Source organism: Stutzerimonas kunmingensis (assembly GCF_021432085.1).
GTDB lineage: Bacteria > Pseudomonadota > Gammaproteobacteria > Pseudomonadales > Pseudomonadaceae > Stutzerimonas.
The window spans coordinates 1,745,185-1,765,729 of record NZ_CP090366.1; the positions used below are offsets into that span (position 1 = coordinate 1,745,185).

The following is a 20,545-nucleotide window of genomic DNA, read 5'->3' on the forward strand; positions in this document are numbered from 1 at the left end:
CCGGCGGACGCCGATGCCCGCCGTCAGTGGGTCAGAGCGCGGTGGAGAGGGTGATCGAGCCGAACTGGTCGTGTTCCTGCTGGCCCTGGAATTCGCGAGTGCGCCAGACGCTGGCGAACGCCAGCTGCCAGCGGCTCCAGGTCAGCGCCACACCGAGCTTGGCGTCGCCCACCCACTCGCGGCGGTCCACCGAATGGCTGTCCTCGAAGGTGTTGCCGTCCAGCAGCATGTTGTGCGCCATATAGCGGCCTTCGACATTGGCGAAGCCGTACCAGGCGAAGTCGCCGCCGGGGCGGAAGAACTGGCTGCCGCTTTGCGCCGGCGTAACCGCGGGGATGCTGAAGCTGCGCTGCAGGTTCTGACCCAGGCGCAGACCCAGCCCGGCCGAGCCGTAGCTGTATAGGTTGCCGAGGGCGAAACCGAGACTCGGGCCGTATTCCAGCTCCAGCCCGGCGAAGCGCTCCTGCAGCCACCAGCGATGCTGATAGCCCAGATTGACGAAGGGTTCGTTCTCCAGCTGGTTGTCCCAGCCGTTGGGCTCGTCGCTGTCGGTTGCCTTGTGCACGGCACGCTGCAAACGCTTGCCGCCCGCGGCCGGGCCAACGATGCCGACATCCAGGTGCAACCCTTGCGCGGTGCGCCAGCCGTCGTACTGGGTGTCGGAAAACATCGACATGCCGGCGAACAGCAGACCGGCGTAGGGGCGGTCGTCTTCGATCAGTGCTCGAGTTTCTATTTCCTCCGGCGTGTAGATCTGATGGCCGAAGCGATAGGCGACGTTGTCGATTGCCGCTCCCGACCAGCCGGGCAGCAGATCGGCGAAGCGCCGCGTCCAGCTCTGGTCGTCCGGTTCGAAACCCCAGATGACTTCCAGGCCGTTGGTGTAGTGACCATCGCTGCCCGAGGCGATGATGTCGTTCTCCGCCTTGATGGCGAGGATGTCCGCATGGCTGACGGCGGGGGCGGTGATGGATGCGGCGAGCAGGCACAAGCACAGCAAAGAACGAGAATGCATGATTCAACTCCTGGCTTACGTTCTTGTTTGTATGTTCTTTCTCGGACCATCACCGCTTCCAGCGGTTCGCTTGCCGATCAGGGCGCGTCGTACGCGCCGTTTCTGGCCAGTCCCGCCTTGCTGACCATCTCCTGCCTGGCTTCCTGTAGCTGCTCGGCCAGCGCCACGGAAAAGCCCTGCACGGCCGACCAGCGCAGGTGGATGGCGTCGACGAAGGCGGCCGGTGGGGCAACCCATTCGCGATCGGCGTTCCAGTACTGCGCTCCGGCATTCCCGGCAATGGCGGCGTTCAGCTTGGCGTCGAAGCGGCCGAGAAAGCTGCCGTCGGCATCGACCTTGGCTTTCCACTGCGGGTGCAGGGGCGTGGAAACCACCAGCAGCTGGCGTTGCTCGTTCTTCAGGCGTTTCGACAGTTCGCCCAGGGCGACAAAGCAGCTGTCATCCAGCGCGTCCGGTTTGTCGTAGAACAGGCCGCGATCACCCTGCGGCTCCAGCGGCCCGTCGCCGTGGCGGGTGAACACCAACGGGTCCCATTCGATTTCGTTGGCCCGCTGCGCCTTGACCGTCTGCGCATTGCGCAACAGTGAACGCGGCGAGAAGTAGCGCATGTAGTAACCCCAGCGTGAGGCCTGCTGATAAACGTAGTGATCGGCATCCTCGCGGTCGAATACCGCATCCGGCACTTTCCAGCAGCCGGCGAAGTCCAGCGGATCGACGATCATCACCACCTGGCGGATGCTCGGCTCACGATCCAGCAGCCAGTTGGCGACATAGGTCGACTGGTTGGCGTGCAGGCCGCAGAACGCACCGTTGAGCGGACGCAAGCCGGGCGTCTGCTCGATCAGCACGTCACCATCGACATGGCGCCAGGCGACCGAGGAACCGACGATCAGCAGGTTCGGATCGGCGATGGGGTTGTGCCGCAGAAAGTGCAGCTTTTCGTCCACACACAGGCTGTTGGAGAAGGCCGGTGGCGGCAGGTTGTCGGTGTGATTGAGCCAGGCGAGCAGGGCGGCAAAGCCGCCGAGCATCCCGAACAGCCCGGCGAACATGCCCAGCAGGTAGCCGGCACGTATCCGCCGCTGGTCTGCTTCGGCCCGGGCGGCAACGCCGTCCGGGCATGTATCGACGGATCTGGCCATGACTCAACGCCCTCCGAGTTTGGTCTGGATCAGTTGCGCGAAGTGGCCAACGTTCTTCAGCGATTCCAGTTCGGCGGTGCGGAACTTGATGCCGAAGCGTTGCTCGGCGGCCACGATCAGCAACACATGGGTCTGACTATCCCAGCCATCGATGTCGTCGGCGGTGGTTTCGGGCGTGAGGACGATATCGTCATCGTCGAACACGTCGTGGAAGACTTGGGTCAGCGCCTGGAGAATTTCCTTTTCGTTCATGCTTGCACCTGGATGTGATGGTTGATGGGAGCGCGCGAGGCCAGCTCGTAGCGCCAGAAACTTGCATCGGTAGCGGCGTTGGCAGGGGCGGGGCGCTGCTCGAAGCCCAGCCGCGGATAGTGCTCGGCGACCATGCCGTTGCGTTCGGTGGGGCGGTATTCGCCAACCAGTGCTCCCCAGCCGGCAGCTGCTGCCGCATCGGCCAGCACCTCCAGTACGGCCATCTCGACTTCACGCCCCAGTACGCGGCAGCTCATCAGCCAGCTGTCGATCAGCAGTTCGTCAGCCTCGATGGCGGCATCCGGTCGCGCCAGCACCACGCTGATCAGGCCGTTGTCGCCGAACTTGTCTTCCAGTCGCAGGGCCAGCGCGATGGTTTGCGGATCGCTGGCCATGCGCTCGACTTCGGCTTCGGTATAGCGGCGGGTGGTGAGATTGAACTGGTTGGTCTTGTTGATCAGCTGGGTGGCGCGGGCCAGTTCGGTGGCGCCGATGTGGCTGACGCGCAGCACCATCTGCAGCCCGCGCAGGTAGCCTTCCATATCCGTGGCCTGGTTCAGCGCGGCCTTGCGTTCGGCATTCAGCGCATAGCTGCGGCCGCGCTCGGCGTCATCGGAGGTAAAGGACACGGCCTCGAAATAACCCGCGGCGGCGATGCGTGCGGGGTAATCGGCGACATCGTCGGGCAGTTCCGGTACGGCGACTTCCGGCAGCTCGCGGCGCACGATGTCGCGCTCGGCGGGGTTGTCGTCGACGAACACCAGGCTGTCCAGACCGATATCGAGCATGCTCGCGATGCGCCGCAGGTTGCCGGCCTTGTCTTCCCAGTTGGCGACGAAAGCTGCGATATCGCTGCGCTTGAGCGCCATTTCCGGATGTGCGAATGCCGCCTCGGCAACGTGCAGGTCGTTCTTGCTGCACACCGCAAGAATCACCCCGCGGCGCGCCAGTTGCGCGGCATAACGCTGGAAGGCGAGAAACGCCTCGCCGCTGGGGCTGCCCTGGCCGAGCTGGATACCGTCGATGCCGTCATCACCGATCACACCGCCCCACAGGGTGTTGTCCAGATCGAGTACCAGGCATTTGCGTGACAGCCCGGCAGTGGCCGCCGCGATCCGCGCCAGATGTTCGCCATAAAGCGGTGCCAGCGTCGGGCTGACCAGCTGCTTGGCCTGATGCCAGCGCACCGGCTCGGCCAGGCCGTCGCCATAAGCGGCTGCGTGCCAGGCCAGATCGAGCAGCAGCACGCCATCCTCGCGGGCGGCGGCGCGGATGGCCGCGTTTAACCGTTCGATGACTGCCCGCGGGGAAGCCGGCACCAGTGCTTCGTAAGAGCCGAACAAGGGCGGTGCGACCGGCACCAGGGTTTGCTGCACCACCTGCGCGGCATAGCGTTCGCGGGCCCGGCGCCAGAGCAGGCGCAGCTCATCGACGCGTTCCGCCACGGCGGCATCCACTTCCGCCTGACTGGCCTGCAAGGGCAGTTGCAGCGGCGCGTCATGGGCGTCCAGCGCCAGCAGCACCAGCTGCGGGGCAAAGGCGTCCAGCGCCGGGTCATCAGCCAGCAGTGCCTGGCGGTACATGCCGTAGGGCGCAACGTGCAGCGACAGCGCCAGCCGCCGTTGCAGCCCGGCCACGCGGATAGCCGGCAGCAGGTGATCGACCGTGTGCGAGGACAGCAATGCCAGCCGCAGCGGCGTCAGTCGTGCCGCTGCGGCGTGCTGCTCTACGCCCGTGGCGGCTAGCTTGTCCAGTCGCGCGGTCAGGGTGAAATCCCGTTGAAAGGTCGCCAGCCGCGCGGCTTCGTGCAGGCGCTGCAACGGGTCATCGATACGTTTGGCTTGGCTGATCGCGGCGGAGAGATCCGGGTGCGCCGGCAGCCAGTGAAGTTGTTGCATGCCTGGGACTCCTTGTCGTGGTCAGAACTGGAAGTAGAGGAATTCGGTCGGCGCCATGGAAAAGGCGATCGCCAGGGCGAAGAAACCGAGCACGCCTACCGCCATGCCGTGGATCGCCGTCGGCCGCCAGGCGCTGACCGGCAGCAGCCGTTCGGTCCAGTGCGGCTGAGCCTGGAAGTTGAGTGCGGTTCGGAAGTGGCCCATCCACTGCTGCACGTTGGGCATGCCCCAGACGAACACCAGCAGCGCGGCGATATAGACGAAGTCGGAGCGATCCATCGCCGTACTGGCCGGGCTCAGGCCGAGCATGCCGGCGAAGATCGCCATGGCGGTCGGCACGTCGCTGGCGCGAAAGAACACCATTGCCACCACAACGCAGCCGAAAGTCAGCGCGACGGCCGCCGCCTTGTGCCACCAGATGTCGCTGTCCAGCTTCCAGCCCTGACGTGCCTTCCAGGCACGCCAGCCGTGGGCGACCACCAGATAGAAGCCGTGTAGCAGGCCGAAGGCAACGAAGTGCCAGCCGGCGCCATGCCAGATGCCGGAAATGAACATGGTGAACACGGTGGGGTAGGCGACCAGCGCAAAGAAGGTGCCGGCGGTCATCTTGCCCCGCCGCGGCTGCGGCTTGCCGGCCGCCATGCGCGCGCGGGTCACGCGCAGCACGATGGGGTTGTAGATGTAGGCCGTGAGAAAACGCGTCAACGTCATGTGCCAGCGCGACCAGTAGTCGATGACATTGCGCGCCTTGAACGGGCTGTTGAAGTTGGCCGGCAGGCTGATGCCGAACAGCAGCGCGAGGCCGATGGCCATGTCGCTGTAGCCGGAAAAGTCGAAGTAGATCTGCAGCGTGTAGGTCAGCGCTCCGGTCCAGGCATCGTAGAACGCCGGGATGGTGCCGTCGGCAGCCAGGCTGAAGACCGGCGTGGCCTTCAGCGCGAGGGTGTCGGCGATCACCACCTTCTTGAACAGGCCGAGCAGAAACACCGTCGCGCCCAGCGACAGGTTGTCGATGCGCGCGCGGAAGCTGTCGCGGTCGTTGAACTGCGCAAGCATCTCACCGTGGTGGGTGATCGGCCCGGCGATCAGTTGCGGAAAGAAGCTGATGAACAGGCAGTAGTTGGCGAAATCGTGCTCTTCCACCACGCCATCATGGGCATCGACCAGATAGGCGATCTGCTGGAAGGTGAAGAAGGAGATCGCCAGCGGCAGGATGATGTCTTCCACCCGCCAACCGAGATCCAGCGCCGCATCCAGCGTGCCTAGCAGGAAACCGGTGTACTTGTAGTAGACCAGCAGCAGCACGTTGGCCGCGACCGCCAGCCCGAGCACCAGACGTGAGGGGTGCCGGAGCAGGTAGCCACCGAGCAGATAGTTGACCAACATGCTGCCGAACAGCAGCGGTACGTAGACCGGGTTCCACCAGCCGTAGAACACCAACGAGACGACGGTCAGCCAGATCACCGCGAGCCGCTGTCGGCCCGATCCGGTCAGCACGAAGAATCCAATCAACACCACCGGTAGAAAGCCGGCGATGAATTCCACTGAATTGAAAAGCATCTTTCCCTATCCCTGCTCAGCGTACGTGCATCGCTGCCCAGGCCGCCGGCAAGGCGGGGCGAGTCATCCATAAAGTCCTAGCGCCACGCCACCGACAATCCATCCTGGTCGGCTTTGCGACATCCTCGGTCCATCAGTGGGTGCTCGCTCGGGTTACGGCCACCTTGGCCGGCTTCCCCTGAGCTCCTATGGCTCGGACGTGAAGGTGTAAAAAAAAGTTGCAGTGTTTGTTGCGCCGTCGAGCGCTTTGTTGCCGCAGGTCAAAAGGTCCCCGGCGGGCGTGGCCTGCAGGCCATTTCCGTCGGTCGGGAAAGTTCCCGGCATTTTTCAAGGCTCGGAACATTTGAGCGCGAACGAGCTACTGGCGTGTTCGGGCGACCGGGTGAAGGTGCCGGTCCGCTCAGCGGACGCTGCTCAACCCTGCGCTGCTGCGCGCGCGCTGAACGCTTCTCGACGCGGCGGCAGGCGGTTCGACCTTGCGCTGCAGGTGCCGCACGGTGCGCTTTAGCCGCTGCACCTTGTCTTCCAGTTGGAAGACCTTGCGGTTGTTGTAGAACATGCCCAGCACGAACCCCACCGAAGTGAAGACCAGGCCATAGATGAGTGCGGCTTCATAGAGATAGCTGGAAAACATCCTGTCGTCCTCTGCGGGTAATGGCCCACGCTCGTCGAGCGAATCAACCCGGAATGGGCTGATGCCAATCTGCCTTTATGTGACAGGACGCACAGTGGAAACGTTCCCGCTGCGATGGCTGCGTCAGATGTCTAGCAGCGAACTCTCCAGCAGAGCGGTCGTCCCATTTTCTAGACCGCACATTTCACTGATTGGGGAAACATCGATGGCCATGCTGGACACCCGCGGTATCGGGGTCGTGACCTTGCTCAAGCGTACGTTCAAGGAATTCGGCAACGACGACATGTCGACCTATGCCTCGGCGCTGGCATACCGCGGCCTGTTCTCGATGTTTCCGTTCCTGCTGTTTCTCATCGCCTTGCTCGGCTTTCTCGATCTACAGAACTTCTTCGACTGGTTGCGCATGCAGGCCGAGCTGGCCCTGCCGCCGATGGCGATGGAGCAAATCAATCCGGTCATTGACCAGTTGCAGGAACAGAAGGCGGGGCTGCTGTCGTTCGGTATCGTCGTGGCGCTGTGGACAGCCTCGGTCGGTTTTCGCTCGCTGATGAATGCGATGAACCGCGCCTACGACGTGGAGGAGGGGCGACCGAGCTGGAAGCTGATCCTGCTTTCGTTGGCCTATACCGTGGGCATCGCCGTGCTGCTGCTGTTGTCGGCCGGGCTGATGATCGTCGGGCCGCAGGTGATGGAGTGGCTGGCTTCGCAGGTCGGCCTGAAGGACGTCGTCGTGCTGCTCTGGACCTGGCTGCGCTGGCCGGTGATCGTACTGATGCTGATGCTGGTGGTGGCGCTGCTGTACTACGTGGCGCCGGATGTGAAGCAGGAGTTTCGCTTCATCACGCCGGGCTCGGTGCTGGCCGTGCTGGTGTGGATTCTGGCCTCGATCGCGTTCGGCATCTATGTGCAGAACTTCGCCGACTACAACGCGACCTACGGCAGCATCGGCGCCATCATCGTCTTGCTGCTTTATCTGTACATCTCCTCGGCAGTGCTGCTGTTCGGTGCCGAACTCAATGCGGTGATCGAACACGCTTCGGTCGAAGGCAAGGACCCGGGCGAGAAGGTGCCGGACGCCTGAGGCGCCGTCTGGCGCCCCGCTGCGAACAACCCTTCTACGTAACGGTCATCTATTTCATTACAGAATTATTCCGCAGGGATTGCGGAGCATGCCGCTGACGCGCGACGTGCCCGGCGAGGCCGGAGTTCTGCTATGGGACCGACGGAGAAGTACCTTGCATATCGCGGATATGACCATGTTCTACGCGCCCGCCAGTGGTGGCGTGCGCACCTATCTCGAGGCGAAGCATCGCAGGCTGCAGCTTTACTCCGGCGTTCGGCACAGCATTCTTGTGCCGGGCGGCGACTACAGTCACAACGACGGCCTCTATGAGGTGCCGGCACCGATCCTGCCGTTCGGCAAGGGCTACCGCTTTCCGATCCGCCGCGCGCCCTGGCGCAATCTGCTGCGTTCGCTGCGTCCTGATCTGATCGAGGTCGGCGACCCCTACATGACCGCATGGGCGGCACTGGATGCGGGGCGCCGGCTCAATGTTCCGGTCATTGGTTTCTATCACTCCGACCTGCCACTGCTGGTCAGCAACCGCATCGGCAGTTGGCTGGGCACCAACCTCAACGGCTACGTTTCAAAGCTGTACGGAAGTTTCGACCGGGTGTTGGCACCCAGCGAAGTGATGGCCGACAAGCTCTTGCACCTCGGCGTGAAGAACGTCTTCGTGCAGCCCTTGGGGGTTGATCTGGACACCTTCTGCCCCGAGCGCCGCGACCCCGATCTGCGCCGCGAGCTGGGCCTGGCCGACGACACCCGGCTGATGATCTTTGCCGGGCGCGGTTCGCGGGAGAAGAACCTGCACGTCCTGCTGGAAACCGCGCGCCAGCTCGGCAAGCCGTACCACCTGTTGCTGGTGGGTTCGAGCATGCCGCAGCGGGTGCCGGACAACGTCACGGTGATCGATCGCTTCTGTTGTGCCAGCGAAGTGGCGCGCTACATGGCCAGTAGCGATGTGCTGCTGCATGCGGGCAATCAGGAGACCTTCGGCCTGGTGGCGCTCGAAGCCATGGCCAGCGGTATTCCGGTGATCGCCGCGCGTGCCGGTGCGTTACCGGAGCTGGTGCCGTTCTACACCGGGCGCCTGTGTCGGCCGCTCGACCCGAGGGCCATGGCGCATGCCGTGCGTGAGCTGTTCGAAGACGATCCGCGACTGCTCGGACAGCAGGCGCGCCAGCATGTCGAGGCGCATCATGCCTGGGATGCCGTGGTGGCGGGGTTACTCGCTCATTATCACGCGGTGCTCGGCACAGCGGACCTGCCGGTAGCCGTACATGGCTGAGGCTGCTCTGACGCTGGTGCTGCACGACGTGGCCGCGGAAACCTGGCCGGACTACCGGCCCTTCGTCGAGGCGGTGGACGCCATCGGCGGCGTGCCGATCACCTGGCTGGTGGTCCCGGACTTTCATCAGCGCAATCCGCTGGTCCAGCAGCCGGATTTTTGCCGGCTGCTGGACCAGCGTGTGCAGCGTGGTGACGAACTGGTGCTGCACGGCTGCTACCACGCCGATCTCGAGCCCGCGCCGAAGACGCCGCGAGACTGGTTCATGCGCCGCGTATACACCCATGAGGGCGAGTTCTACGGCCTCGACGAACAGGCTGCGAGTGACCGGCTGGCGCGCGGTCTGGAGTTGTTCCGGCGCCAGCAATGGTCGTTGCATGGCTTCGTCGCTCCTGCCTGGCTGATGAGCGAGGGCACTCGGCGTGTCCTGGCCGACAGTGGGCTGACCTATACCAGCGACCCGGGCCACCTTTATCTGCTACCCGACTTTTCTCCAATCAGGGCGCCGGGGCTGGTCTGGAGCGCTAGAAGCCCCTGGCGCCGTGGTGTGTCCTGGCTGGTCAGCGAACGCCAGTTGCGTCAGAGCCGTCAGGCGCCATTGCTGCGATTGGGCCTGCATCCGGTGGATATGCGCCACGAGTTCTCCCGCCGCTACTGGCTCGATGTGCTCGAACGGATGCTGCGGGACGGCAGGACACCGCTGACCAAGATCGACTGGCTGCGCCAGTACCGCCAGACGAGCGCCGTGGCATGAATCGGCGCTGGTGGTTGCTGGGCGGTGCCTTGCTCGCGGCGGCCATGGTGCCGCTTCTGCTTGGCGGCACCGGCCTGTTCGAACGTCTGCGCCACTTTCCGGGTAGCCTGTTGGCCACCATGCTCGGCATGGTGCTGGTCGGCTGGAATCTGAATGCGCTGCGCCTGCGCCTGTTGCTCGGGCGGCGCAAGCTGGGCCAGCGTCGTGCATTCGGCATCGTCGTCGCCACCGAATTCGCCATCTGTGCGACGCCTGGAGGTGCCGGAGGGCCGCTGACCCTGATGGCGCTGCTCATGCGCCAGGGCGTGGCGCCGGCCAAGGGCACGGCGACCTATGCCGTGGAGCAGCTGAGTGATCTGCTGTTCTTCGCCTGCGCCCTGGTCGGCGTGCTGTTCTATGCACTGACCCACAGGCTCAACGCGCATATCGCCAGCCTGCTGGGCTTCAGCGTCGCGCTATTGATCGGTGTGATGGTTCTGCTGGCGTTGCTCGGGCGCTTCCACCGGCAGGTATTTCTGCTCAATGGCTGGCTGGTTGGCCGGCTCGGCATGAAGCCGTCACGCAAGCGCCGTTGGGCACGCAAGGTGCTGGGCTTCCGTAATGCGCTGGTCGACTGTTTTCGCCTGCCGCGTCGTCTTCTGTTGGCGGTGTTCGGATTGACCACACTGCACTGGCTGCTGCGCTTCAGCGTGCTCTATCTGACGCTGCGTGGTCTGGGCAGCGAGTTGGCCTGGGCCTGGACCTTTCTCGTCCAGCTGCTGGCGCTGACTGCGGGGCAGCTGAGCCTGCTGCCTGGGGGGGCGGGTAGTGCCGAACTGGCCTCGGCTGCGCTGCTGACCCCGATGGTAGGCAAGTCGACGACGGCGGCGGCGATTCTGATCTGGCGCTTCGTGACCTATTACTTCTACCTCATCGTGGGCGCGCCGGTGTTCCTGCACCTGGCAGGGCGACCGTTGCTGCGCCGGCTGGTGCCTTCGCGCCACGCGTGAGCCGCTCTGTTCCGATGGCCGGGGGAAACTAACGCTTCGCGTGGGCGGTCCACTCTATGTCACCAATGAGAAGCCAGGAGTTCGCCATGAGCAGTACTGAAGACAAGGTCAAGGGCAACACCAACGAAGCCGTCGGCAAGATCAAGCAAGGCGTGGGTGAGGCGACCGACAACGAGCGCATGAAGGGCGAAGGCAAGCGCCAGGAAGCGAAGGGCGAGGCCCAGCAGGTCAAGGGTGATGTGAAAGACACCCTGAAGAAGGGCATCGACAAGGCCTGATCTGCCGACGTTCTTGCGGCAGTACAAATGAAAATGCCCGCATCGCTGCGGGCATTTTTTTGTCTGGAATCGGCTGGCGATCAGCGCTCCAGATACTGCAGTTTGTCCTTCACGCCGTCCCACTCTTCGGCATCGGCCAGGGCGTCTTTCTTCTCGGTGATGTTCGGCCAGACTTCCGCCAGATCTGCGTTGAGCTCGATGAACTCCTGCTGATCCTCCGGTACCTCGTCTTCAGAGAAGATCGCCTGGGCCGGGCACTCCGGCTCGCACAGGGCGCAGTCGATGCACTCGTCCGGGTGAATCACCAGAAAGTTCGGGCCTTCGTAGAAGCAGTCCACCGGGCAGACTTCCACGCAATCGGTGTATTTGCACTTGATGCAGTTGTCGGTGACGACGAAGGTCATGTCTAGCTATCTCCTCAGGCGTGTCAGGTAGGCGTTACGGTGACGCCCCTGCGAGTAGGCGGCACAGGCAAATGCCGCTTATCAAAAAAATGCGCGCGATTCTAGCAGCTTTCGCGGCGTATCAAATGCGAGTTTTCAAGCTGTATAGCAGGTCCAGCGCCTGGCGCGGCGTCACATCATCGGGATTGATCCGTGCCAATTCCTCGAGCACCGGGTGCGGCAGGCTGGCGAACAGGTCGTTCTGCATGGGCGGCGCGGGTTGGCCGGGCTCTATTTTCGGCATTTCGTGGGGCAGACTGGTGGTTTCCAGGCGCGACAGATGGTCGCGGGCGCGCTGGATCACTTCGCCCGGCACGCCGGCCAGTTGTGCCACCGCCAGGCCGTAGCTCTGGCTGGCCGGGCCGGGCAGCACGTGATGCAGGAAGACGATTCGCTCGTTGTGCTCGGTTGCCGACAGGTGCACGTTGGCCACCACCGGCTCGCTTTCCGGCAGCACGGTCAGCTCGAAGTAGTGGGTGGCGAACAGTGTGAAGGCGCGCAGCTTGGCCAGGTGTTCGGCGGCGGCCCAAGCCAGCGACAGGCCGTCGAAGGTGCTGGTGCCACGGCCCACTTCATCCATCAGCACCAAGCTGCGGTCGCTGGCGTTATGCAGGATATTGGCGGTTTCGCTCATCTCCACCATGAAAGTGGAGCGACCGCCGGCCAGGTCATCGGAAGAGCCGATACGGGTGAAGATGCGGTCCACCAGCGACAGCTCGCAGGCCTTGGCAGGGACGAAACTGCCGATCTGCGCTAGTAGCACGATCAAGGCGGTCTGGCGCATGTAGGTGGATTTACCGCCCATGTTCGGCCCGGTGATGACCAGCATGCGGGTGTCGTCGCCGAGGCCCAGGTCGTTGGCAACGAAGGGCGTCTGCAGCACCTGCTCAACCACTGGATGACGGCCTTGCTCGATGCGCATGCAGGGCTGTTCGACGAAGCGCGGACGGTTCAGGTCGAGGGTCAGCGCGCGTTCGGCGAGGTTGCTCAGCACGTCCAGCTCGGCCAGCGCGGCGGCGGAGTCCTGCAGCGGCGCCAGATGGCCGATCAGCAGTTCCAGCAATTCCTCGTAGAGCTGTTTTTCACGGGCCAGGGCGCGGCTCTTGGCCGACAGTGCCTTGTCCTCGAATTCCTTGAGTTCCGGCGTGATGAAGCGCTCGGCGCCCTTGAGCGTCTGCCGGCGGATGTAGTCGGCGGGAGCGGATTCGGCCTGCTTGCTCGGCAGCTCGATGAAGTAACCATGCACGCGGTTGTAGCCGACCTTGAGATTGGCCAGGCCCGTGCGTGCCTTCTCGCGGGTTTCCAGGTCCATCAGGTACTGGCCGGCGTTCTCGGAAAGCGACTGCAGCTCATCCAGCTCGGCGTCGTAGCCGGTCTTGAGTACGCCGCCGTCGCGGATCACCGCGGGCGGGTTGTCGATGATGGCGCGGGCCAGCAGTTCGGCCAGTTCCGGGTAGGTGCTGATGCTTTTCGCCAGTTCGAGCAGATGCGGTGCCACCAGGTCCTGCATGCCCGCCTGCAGCTGTGGTAGCGCAGCGAGCGCGTCGCGCAGGCGCGCCAGATCGCGCGGACGGGCGTTGCGCAGGCCAATCCGGGCGAGGATGCGTTCCAGGTCTCCGATGTCCTTGAGCTGCGGCTGCAGCTGTTCGAAGCGGTAATGCTCGAGCAGGCAGGTGATCGAGTCCTGACGCGCCTCGAGAGTCTCGCGGTTGCGCAGCGGGCGATTCAGCCAGCGGGTCAGCAGGCGCGAGCCCATGGCGGTCTGGCAGCGGTCCATGACCGATTGCAGAGTGTTGTCACGGCCGCCGGCCAGGTTGACGTCCAGCTCCAGATTGCGCCGGCTGGCACCGTCGAGGATCACCGTGTCGTCGAGGCGCTCATGACGCAGGCTGCGCAGGTGGGGCAGGGCGGTGCGCTGGGTTTCCTTGGCGTAGGCCAGCAGGCAGCCGGCGGCACCAATTGCCAGGGTCAGGTTCTCGCAGCCGAAGCCCTTGAGGTCCTGGGTGGAGAACTGCTGGCAGAGGCTCTTGAAGGCCGAGTCTCGATCGAAATCCCAGGGCGCGCGACGGCGCACGCCGCGGCGTTTCTCCAGCGGCAGGCCCTGTGGCCAATCGTCGGGGATCAGCAATTCTGCTGGGCTCAGGCGCTCCAGTTCGGCGAGCAGGGTTTCCCAGCCCTTGAGCTCCTGCACGCTGAAACGGCCGCTGGCGATGTCCAGCACCGACAGGCCGAACAGCCTCTCGTCGCCCACCACCGCCGCCAGCAGGTTGTCGCGGCGCTCGTCGAGCAGCGCCTCGTCGCTCACCGTACCGGGGGTGATGATGCGCACCACCTGGCGCTCCACCGGCCCCTTGCTGGTGGCCGGGTCGCCGATCTGCTCGCAGATCACCACCGATTCGCCAAGCTTGACCAGTCGCGCCAGGTAGCCCTCGGCGGAATGAAAAGGAATACCCGCCATAGGGATCGCCGTGCCCGCCGACTGCCCGCGCGCAGTCAGGGTAATGTCGAGCAGCGCGGCGGCCTTCTTGGCATCGTCGTAGAACAGCTCATAGAAGTCGCCCATGCGGTAGAACATCAGCTGGTCTGGATGCTCGCGCTTGAGTCTCCAATATTGCTGCATCATCGGCGTATGGGCGGAAAGGTCGGCGTTGGGCTTGGTCATCGGCTTGCGTGCGGTTCGTTGAGTGGCGGGTAAGGCTATCGGATGACGGTGCGGTCGGACTGTCCGGAGCCAGGTTGACGCGGGAAAGCCGGCAAGGTTAACACGGGCTGAGCGGCTCGACAGGTGAGGGTGTGGGGCAGTTTGAGCGGCGTTCAGGTGTCATTTGTCGGGCCGGGCACAGAAGGCGTTGACAAGCGAACCGGAGCTGTTGGTAACTCTGGTCTGTCGACAGGTTGCCGGTGCGCTTCGGGCCTCGTGTACGCCGGGCCTGCGACTCCCTCGATCACGCAGTCGTGCAGGCCCCTCGGTGCCCTGTCGCGGTAGCTTGCCTGATTATCGCTCGTGCTTCGCCGCCCTGTGGTGGATTGCAGTCCCGGCCATCCCGCCTCGGCGAATGCCTGTTCTACCCCCTCGCGTCAGTTCTTCCTGCAGTAATGCTGGCGACCTCCCTTTCTGGTCAAGTGAGCAGCAGACATGTCTCGACTACTCGGACTCGACGCCCTGCGCGGCGTTGCGGCGTTGTGCGTTGCCTATTCCCATCTGATCGCAAAAATGAAGCGTGATGGCCATTTCGATGGGCTGACCAGCGATCTGTTTCTTGTCAGCAAAACGGTACTGGATGTCGGCAAGACCAGCGTGCTGGTGCTGTTCGCCCTGAGCGGCTATTTCGTCGTTGCGGCGCTGTACAAGAGCCGCCATCGCTACGAACGGCCGGTCGCGGCGTTCGTCTATCAGCGCTTCTTCAGGCTGTTTCCCCTGTACTGGCTATCGCTGCTTCTCGGCGTGATGTTTCCCTGGGACGATCCGGCTCGGGTGTTCAGTCCGGCTGTCATCGCGATCAATGCGACGATGCTGCAAGGCTTCGTATTTGTCGAAAACGTGATCGGTTTGTACTGGACGCTGCAAATAGAGCTGACCTTCTATGTGCTGTGCATTGTCATCTTCGCGCTGCGTCTGGGCGGCTCGGCCAGGCGCGATCTGCTGTTTCTGCTGGCCCAGTACGTCTTCACCCTGCTGCTCGCGTTCCTGCGCTACAAGCTGGAAATGAAGCTGCCGGTGGCCCTGCCCCTGATGCTGAGTGTGTGTTTCCTCGGCGCATTGTGGAAGGCCACGGATAACGGTCGCGCACCCGATACCGGGCATTACGCGCGCATCGCAGTGGGCCTGTTCTACCTGTTTCTGTTGCCGATCTGCGTGCTGGCCTACTCGCGCGATACCGGTCTCGGGGAAACCTGGTATCGCTACTTCGTCAGCTATGCGGTGGGTGTTGCCGTCTTCATTGGCGCGACACGCATCAGTGGTAAGGGGCTGCGCTGGATCGCGCCGCTAGGCGGGATCGGCTATATCGTCTTCCTGGCCCATCCATCGGTATTCGCAATCGCCGAGCGGCTGGGCTTCGGCGCTGGAGCGCTGGCCATTCCCGGCCCGCTCTACATCGCGGTGATGCTGTCGCTGGTGACGCTGTTCGGCTTCTTCGTCAAGCGAACCCTGGCAGATCCCATTCAGCGCTATGGCGATGCAGTGGTAAGCCGTCGCGGGCGGAGCATCGGCGAGCGTATCGTGCTGCCGGTTCGCCAGGATGCCTGATGGGCGACGCGTAACTCGACCATTGGCCATCCAGATGGCTGAACTCGGGAGCCCGCTGGTGTAGGGTATCGGCCACTTTCCTTCGGCTGGAGTCCTGATGAATCTCACCGAACTGGCCGCACAGCTGGGTGATGCGCTGCAACGACTGGGTGCGCAGGTCAGCACCGCGGAATCCTGCACCGGTGGTGGCATTGCCGAGGCCATCACCCGTATCGCCGGCAGCTCGGCCTGGTTCGAGGCCGGCTACATCACCTATTCCAATGCTCAGAAGACGCGCCAGCTCGGCGTACCGGCGGAGCTATTCAAGCAGGTCGGCGCGGTCAGTGCCGAAGTGGTGCAGGCCATGGCGCGGGGCGCGCAGCGCAACAGTGGTGCGCGCTTTGCGGTGGCTGTCAGCGGCATTGCCGGACCCGGCGGCGGCACGGCAGAAAAACCGGTTGGTACGGTCTGGATTGCCTGGGCCGATGACTCGCATGTGCAGGCCCAGCGCTATCTATTTACCGGTGACCGCGAAGCCGTACGTGAGCAGACGGTGGCGGCGGCTTTGCAAGGTTTGCTTGCGCTGGCGGTCGGAGAAAAACAGTTTCGGGGCTAGGCGAGTAAATATGCCTATGTTCTAATACTGGCTACTTATACAGTTGTTGTGGCCTCCGGCCCTCTTGATCAAGTGAGGATTTGATGGACGAGAACAAGAAGCGCGCCTTGGCTGCAGCCCTGGGCCAGATCGAAAAGCAGTTCGGCAAGGGCGCAGTGATGCGCATGGGCGATCATGATCGTCAGGCCATTCCGGCCATTTCTACCGGCTCGCTGGGCCTGGATATCGCGCTTGGCATCGGCGGTCTGCCCAAGGGCCGTATCGTCGAAATCTACGGTCCGGAATCCTCCGGTAAGACCACCCTGACCCTGTCGGTAATCGCTGAAGCGCAGAAGATGGGCGCCACCTGTGCCTTCGTCGATGCCGAGCACGCGCTGGACCCGGACTATGCCGGCAAACTGGGCGTGAACGTCGACGACCTGCTGGTTTCGCAGCCTGATACCGGCGAGCAGGCACTGGAAATCACCGACATGCTGGTGCGCTCCAACGCGGTGGATGTGATCATCGTCGACTCCGTGGCGGCGCTGGTGCCCAAGGCCGAAATCGAAGGCGAGATGGGCGATACGCACGTCGGCCTGCAGGCCCGTCTGATGTCCCAGGCGCTGCGCAAGATCACCGGCAACATCAAGAACGCCAATTGCCTGGTCATCTTCATCAACCAGATCCGCATGAAGATCGGCGTGATGTTCGGCAGCCCGGAAACCACAACCGGCGGTAACGCGCTGAAGTTCTACGCCTCGGTTCGTCTGGACATTCGCCGTACCGGCGCGGTCAAGGAAGGCGACGAAGTGGTCGGCAGCGAAACCCGCGTCAAGGTAGTGAAGAACAAGGTGGCGCCGCCCTTCCGTCAGGCTGAGTTCCAGATCCTCTATGGCAAGGGCATCTACCGCAATGGCGAGGTCATCGATCTCGGCGTGCAGCAGGGCCTGGTGGAGAAGTCCGGCGCCTGGTACGCCTACAAGGGCAACAAGATCGGCCAGGGCAAGGCCAACGCCGCCAAGTATCTGGAAGACAATCCGGAGATCGGTCAGGAGATCGAGCAACAGATCCGCGACAAGTTGCTGGTAGTTGCGCCAAACACCAAGGCCAACCCGGTTACCGAAGATCTGGCTGACGCCGATCTCTGATCCCCATGGCTGCCGTGCTCGATAACCCCGTCGCGGTACGGCGGACGGCCATGGATCTGCTGGCTCGACGCGAACATGGTCGCGTCGAGCTGGCTCGCAAGCTGCGCCAGCGTGGCGCCCCGCCTGAGTTGATCGAGCAGGCCCTGGATCGTCTATGCGAGCAGGGTTTGCTTTCCGAATCCCGATATCTCGAAAGCTTTGTCAGAAGCCGGGCCAATGCCGGCTATGGGCCGTTGCGTATCCGCGAGGAATTGGCCCAGCGCGGACTGGCCAGAGCGGATATCGAGCAGGCATTGCGTGACAGTGGTTTTGACTGGGGTGAGCAGCTGCGCGAACTCTGGCAGCGCAAGTTCGCTGGACGGTTGCCTGCCGATGCCAAAGAGCGGGCGAAGCAGGGGCGCTTTCTCAGCTATCGCGGTTATCCGCTGGAGTTGATCAGTCGAGCGTTGCGCGGCGACAGCTCGGCGGATTGAGGCGGTAACGGGGCTCTATGCCAGGTTGTGCGCGTCGGTGCTGAAGCCGACCAGCCTTACGAGCGCTCGCAATATCCAGAGTCCAGGCCATCAAAGGCCATCAGTCCTCGCTCGCCAGCGGCCGCGCCCAGTTGGCCGGTTCGTTGACGTAGTCCGTCAGCTCCCTCAAGCGACCGTGGTTGCGGCCGTTGAAGACGAAGCTCAAGCGCGGCAGGCGCTGCAGTTCCGGCTCGTCCAGTTCCGATTCACAGCAGTTCTGCTGTTCGAATACGCCTTTCAGACACAGATCGGTGAACTCCGCGTTCAGGTATTCCATCGCCTGGTCGTTCAGTGCGTGGTTCAGGCGCAGAACGAAACGATCCTTCAGCCAGCGGCTCGAGTGGAAGTTGCGATAGAAGTTTGCGATTTCCCTGGCTGCTTCTTCGGCATCGTCCACCAGGCGCATCAATCGCATGTCGCTGGGCAGGATGTAGCGATTCTCCTCCAGCTGACCGCGCATGAACTGCAGTGCATCCTTCCAGTAGGTGCCGCCGGGTTCGTCGAGCAGCACGATCGGCACCAGCGGACTCTTGCCAGTCTGGATCAGCGTCAACACTTCCAGTGCTTCGTCCAGCGTGCCGAACCCACCGGGGCAGAGCACCAGCGCATCGGCTTCCTTGATGAAGAACAGTTTGCGCACGAAGAAGAAATGGAACGACAACAGGTTCTCGGTGCCACCCACCGTCGGGTTGGGGTGTTGCTCGAAAGGCAGCGTGATGTTCAGCCCGAGGCTGCTGTCGCGCCCGGCGCCCTCGTGAGCGGCGGCCATGATGCCGCCACCGGCGCCGGTGATGACCATGAAGTTGTAATGCGCAAGGATGGAGCCCAACTGACGGGCCAGCGCATACAGGGGATGTTCGACCGGCGTACGGGCTGAGCCGAAAACCGTGACCTTGCGGCGCCGCTTGAACTGGTCGAGCCGGCTGAATGCGTGCTCCATTTCGCGCATCGTCTGCAGCAGGATCTTGGCATCCCAGCGGCTGCGGTCGGCCTGAGCCATGCGCATGACGGTCACCAGCATCTCCCGGTATAGGGGCAGGTTCGCACTGTTCTCCGGAACGACCAAGGCGGCCAACTCATCGATCTTGCTTTCCAGCTCGGCGCCGCTGGTCTTGAAATGCCGCGACAGATAGTCATCCGAATCAAAGGACATACAACATCTCCATGTATGAGCGTCGCGTTCAGGCTATAGGGTGCGGTCAGCCGGCTCAAGCCGGTTGCGTGGCGCGCAGGCGACCGAAGCCGCAAGCGGCTTCGGCGGGCTGCGTTCAGATGGCGATTCGGTCGCCGGGTTCGGGAATGCGTGCTTCCCAGTTCAGGCGCTCACGGATGGACTGCTGCAGCACCTGCATCTTCTCCAGCTCGCCGTGCACCAGGTAGAGCTCCGGACGGCTTTCGAAGTTGCTGACCCAGTCGATGAGCTGAGACTGGCCGGCGTGGGCGGAGAACCCGCCGAGGGTATGCACCTTGGCATTCACGGCGATGCGCTGGTGCAGCAACTTGACGCTTTTCGCTCCGTCGACGATGGCACGGCCGAGGGTACCGCGTGCCTGGAAACCAGGGATCACCAGATGGCACTCCTCGCGCCAAAGGTTGTGCTTGAAGTGGTGCAGGATGCGCCCGCCGGTGCACATGCCGCTGCCAGCGATAATGATCACGCCGCTCTTGAAGCGGTTGATCGCCATCGATTCTTCCGGTGTCGGCGTGGATCGGAGGATCGGCAACCAGCGCTCGGCGTAAAGCTTGCCGCTGGCTCCGCTCAGGGCATTGTCGATGCCGTCGAGATCCAGCTGATCCTTGTAGTGCGAGTAGATGGCGTTGGCGCCGATGGCCATCGGGCTGTCCAGGAATACCGCTTGCTGCGGCAGGCGGCCTTCCCGGTAGAAGCGCCCGAGGTAGTAGATCAGGTCCTGCGTACGTCCGACGGCGAAGGAGGGCATCAGCACGTTGCCGCCATCGCGATGGGCCTGTTGCAGGATGCCGGCCAGCTCCTCGATCGTGTCTTCGTGGCTGCGGTGGTCGCGGTCGCCATAGGTGGACTCCATGAGCACCACGTCAGCTTCCTTGAGCACGGTCGGCGCATGCATCAGCGGCGAGCAGTCGTTGCCCAGGTCGCCCGAGAAGACCACGCGCCGTGTTCTGCCATGGTCGTGCACATCCAGTTGCACGATCGAGGAGCCGAGGATGTGACCGGCATCGTGGAAGGTCACCGCGACACCTGGCGCGACATCGAACGTCTCGCCATAGGCGTGGGGAGTGCGCTGGCTCAACATGCGCTCGGCGTCGACGCGGGTATAGAGCGGCTGGATCATCGGTTTGCCGATGCGCGCGCGCCACTTGTTTTCCCACTCGGCATCCTTTTCCTGAATCTGCGCCGAATCCAGCAGCATCAGTTCGAGCAGCTCCGCGGTGGCATCGGTGCAGTGCACGGCGCCGCGGTAGCCGAGGGCGACCAGGCGCGGGAGCAGGCCGCTGTGGTCGATATGCGCGTGGGACAGCACCACCGCATCGAGTGTCTTGGGGTCGAAGGCGAACGCGCTGCGGTCGCTGCCGGCTTCTTCCCGGCGGCCCTGGTGCATGCCGCATTCGAGCAGAACCCTTGCACCGTCATGGGTCTCAATGAGATAGCAGGAGCCGGTTACCTGCTGAATGGCGCCTAGAAAACTGAGCAAAGCCATGTTGCCTTCCTGTCTGTACGATGATGTCCACATTGCCCGCTCGGTTGCCATGACCACTTGATACATAT

Annotated in this window: 19 protein-coding genes; 9 read left to right on the forward strand and 10 right to left on the reverse strand. The window is 63.4% G+C overall.

Features of this window, described 5'->3' with window-relative positions; all coding sequences use genetic code 11:
• Positions 1-31: 31 nt before the first annotated feature.
• The 6 genes from LW136_RS08320 to LW136_RS08345 form a co-directional block, all read right to left on the reverse strand.
• The gene (locus LW136_RS08320; protein ID WP_234174949.1) at positions 32-1,015 is read right to left on the reverse strand and encodes a lipid A deacylase LpxR family protein; all 984 of its coding nucleotides are present in this window, start codon (positions 1,013-1,015) and stop codon (positions 32-34) included.
• 77 nt (positions 1,016-1,092) lie between these two features.
• A complete protein-coding gene (locus tag LW136_RS08325; protein WP_234174950.1) occupies positions 1,093-2,157 on the reverse strand; it encodes a hypothetical protein in 1,065 nt (354 codons plus the stop codon).
• A gap of 3 nt (positions 2,158-2,160) precedes the next feature.
• Complete coding sequence (locus LW136_RS08330; protein ID WP_015277638.1) at positions 2,161-2,409, reverse strand: acyl carrier protein; 249 nt, start codon at positions 2,407-2,409, stop codon at positions 2,161-2,163.
• Positions 2,406-4,307, reverse strand: a complete 1,902-nt coding sequence (locus LW136_RS08335; RefSeq protein WP_234174951.1) for an HAD-IIIC family phosphatase — start codon at positions 4,305-4,307, stop codon at positions 2,406-2,408. The genes LW136_RS08330 and LW136_RS08335 overlap by 4 nt, the downstream gene beginning before the upstream one ends.
• Positions 4,308-4,328: 21 nt before the next feature.
• Complete coding sequence (locus LW136_RS08340) at positions 4,329-5,867, reverse strand: MBOAT family O-acyltransferase (RefSeq protein WP_234174952.1); 1,539 nt, start codon at positions 5,865-5,867, stop codon at positions 4,329-4,331.
• Positions 5,868-6,267: 400 nt separating this feature from the next.
• Positions 6,268-6,501 carry a hypothetical protein gene (locus tag LW136_RS08345; protein WP_015277635.1) on the reverse strand — a complete coding sequence of 78 codons (234 nt, stop codon included), beginning with the start codon at positions 6,499-6,501 and terminating at the stop codon, positions 6,268-6,270.
• Positions 6,502-6,706: 205 nt separating this feature from the next.
• Here LW136_RS08345 and LW136_RS08350 point away from each other — a divergent pair, with 205 nt between their 5' ends.
• From LW136_RS08350 to LW136_RS08370, 5 genes are all read left to right on the forward strand, one after another.
• Complete coding sequence (locus LW136_RS08350) at positions 6,707-7,582, forward strand: YihY/virulence factor BrkB family protein (protein ID WP_234174953.1); 876 nt, start codon at positions 6,707-6,709, stop codon at positions 7,580-7,582.
• A 154-nt stretch (positions 7,583-7,736) separates the two neighbouring features.
• Positions 7,737-8,852 (forward strand): N-acetylglucosaminyl phosphatidylglycerol synthase, encoded by a 1,116-nt coding sequence (locus LW136_RS08355; RefSeq protein WP_041013530.1) that lies wholly within the window; start codon positions 7,737-7,739, stop codon positions 8,850-8,852.
• Positions 8,845-9,606 carry an N-acetylglucosaminyl phosphatidylglycerol deacetylase gene (locus LW136_RS08360; RefSeq protein ID WP_234174954.1) on the forward strand — a complete coding sequence of 254 codons (762 nt, stop codon included), beginning with the start codon at positions 8,845-8,847 and terminating at the stop codon, positions 9,604-9,606. The genes LW136_RS08355 and LW136_RS08360 overlap by 8 nt, the downstream gene beginning before the upstream one ends.
• Complete coding sequence (locus LW136_RS08365) at positions 9,603-10,595, forward strand: glucosaminyl phosphatidylglycerol flippase (RefSeq protein ID WP_234174955.1); 993 nt, start codon at positions 9,603-9,605, stop codon at positions 10,593-10,595. The genes LW136_RS08360 and LW136_RS08365 overlap by 4 nt, the downstream gene beginning before the upstream one ends.
• A gap of 86 nt (positions 10,596-10,681) precedes the next feature.
• Positions 10,682-10,873 carry a CsbD family protein gene (locus LW136_RS08370; protein ID WP_046622295.1) on the forward strand — a complete coding sequence of 64 codons (192 nt, stop codon included), beginning with the start codon at positions 10,682-10,684 and terminating at the stop codon, positions 10,871-10,873.
• Between the two features lie 80 nt (positions 10,874-10,953).
• Here LW136_RS08370 and fdxA read toward each other — a convergent pair whose 3' ends face one another.
• Both fdxA and mutS read right to left on the reverse strand, forming a co-directional pair.
• Positions 10,954-11,277: a ferredoxin FdxA gene (gene fdxA, locus LW136_RS08375; protein WP_003285709.1), complete on the reverse strand. Its 324-nt coding sequence runs from the start codon at positions 11,275-11,277 to the stop codon at positions 10,954-10,956.
• A gap of 121 nt (positions 11,278-11,398) precedes the next feature.
• A complete protein-coding gene (mutS, locus tag LW136_RS08380) occupies positions 11,399-13,978 on the reverse strand; it encodes a DNA mismatch repair protein MutS (protein WP_234174956.1) in 2,580 nt (859 codons plus the stop codon).
• A gap of 474 nt (positions 13,979-14,452) precedes the next feature.
• Here mutS and LW136_RS08385 point away from each other — a divergent pair, with 474 nt between their 5' ends.
• The 4 genes from LW136_RS08385 (at position 14,453) to recX (ending at position 17,760) form a co-directional block, all read left to right on the forward strand.
• Positions 14,453-15,565 (forward strand): acyltransferase family protein, encoded by a 1,113-nt coding sequence (locus LW136_RS08385; protein WP_234174957.1) that lies wholly within the window; start codon positions 14,453-14,455, stop codon positions 15,563-15,565.
• A 97-nt stretch (positions 15,566-15,662) separates the two neighbouring features.
• Positions 15,663-16,160 carry a CinA family protein gene (locus tag LW136_RS08390; RefSeq protein WP_234174958.1) on the forward strand — a complete coding sequence of 166 codons (498 nt, stop codon included), beginning with the start codon at positions 15,663-15,665 and terminating at the stop codon, positions 16,158-16,160.
• 83 nt (positions 16,161-16,243) lie between these two features.
• The gene (gene recA, locus LW136_RS08395; protein WP_014819877.1) at positions 16,244-17,287 is read left to right on the forward strand and encodes a recombinase RecA; all 1,044 of its coding nucleotides are present in this window, start codon (positions 16,244-16,246) and stop codon (positions 17,285-17,287) included.
• A gap of 5 nt (positions 17,288-17,292) precedes the next feature.
• Positions 17,293-17,760: a recombination regulator RecX gene (gene recX, locus LW136_RS08400; protein ID WP_234174959.1), complete on the forward strand. Its 468-nt coding sequence runs from the start codon at positions 17,293-17,295 to the stop codon at positions 17,758-17,760.
• Positions 17,761-17,860: 100 nt separating this feature from the next.
• Here recX and LW136_RS08405 read toward each other — a convergent pair whose 3' ends face one another.
• Both LW136_RS08405 and LW136_RS08410 read right to left on the reverse strand, forming a co-directional pair.
• Positions 17,861-18,952 (reverse strand): LOG family protein, encoded by a 1,092-nt coding sequence (locus LW136_RS08405; protein WP_023444835.1) that lies wholly within the window; start codon positions 18,950-18,952, stop codon positions 17,861-17,863.
• A gap of 115 nt (positions 18,953-19,067) precedes the next feature.
• The gene (locus LW136_RS08410; RefSeq protein ID WP_234174960.1) at positions 19,068-20,477 is read right to left on the reverse strand and encodes an MBL fold metallo-hydrolase RNA specificity domain-containing protein; all 1,410 of its coding nucleotides are present in this window, start codon (positions 20,475-20,477) and stop codon (positions 19,068-19,070) included.
• Positions 20,478-20,545: the final 68 nt, after the last annotated feature.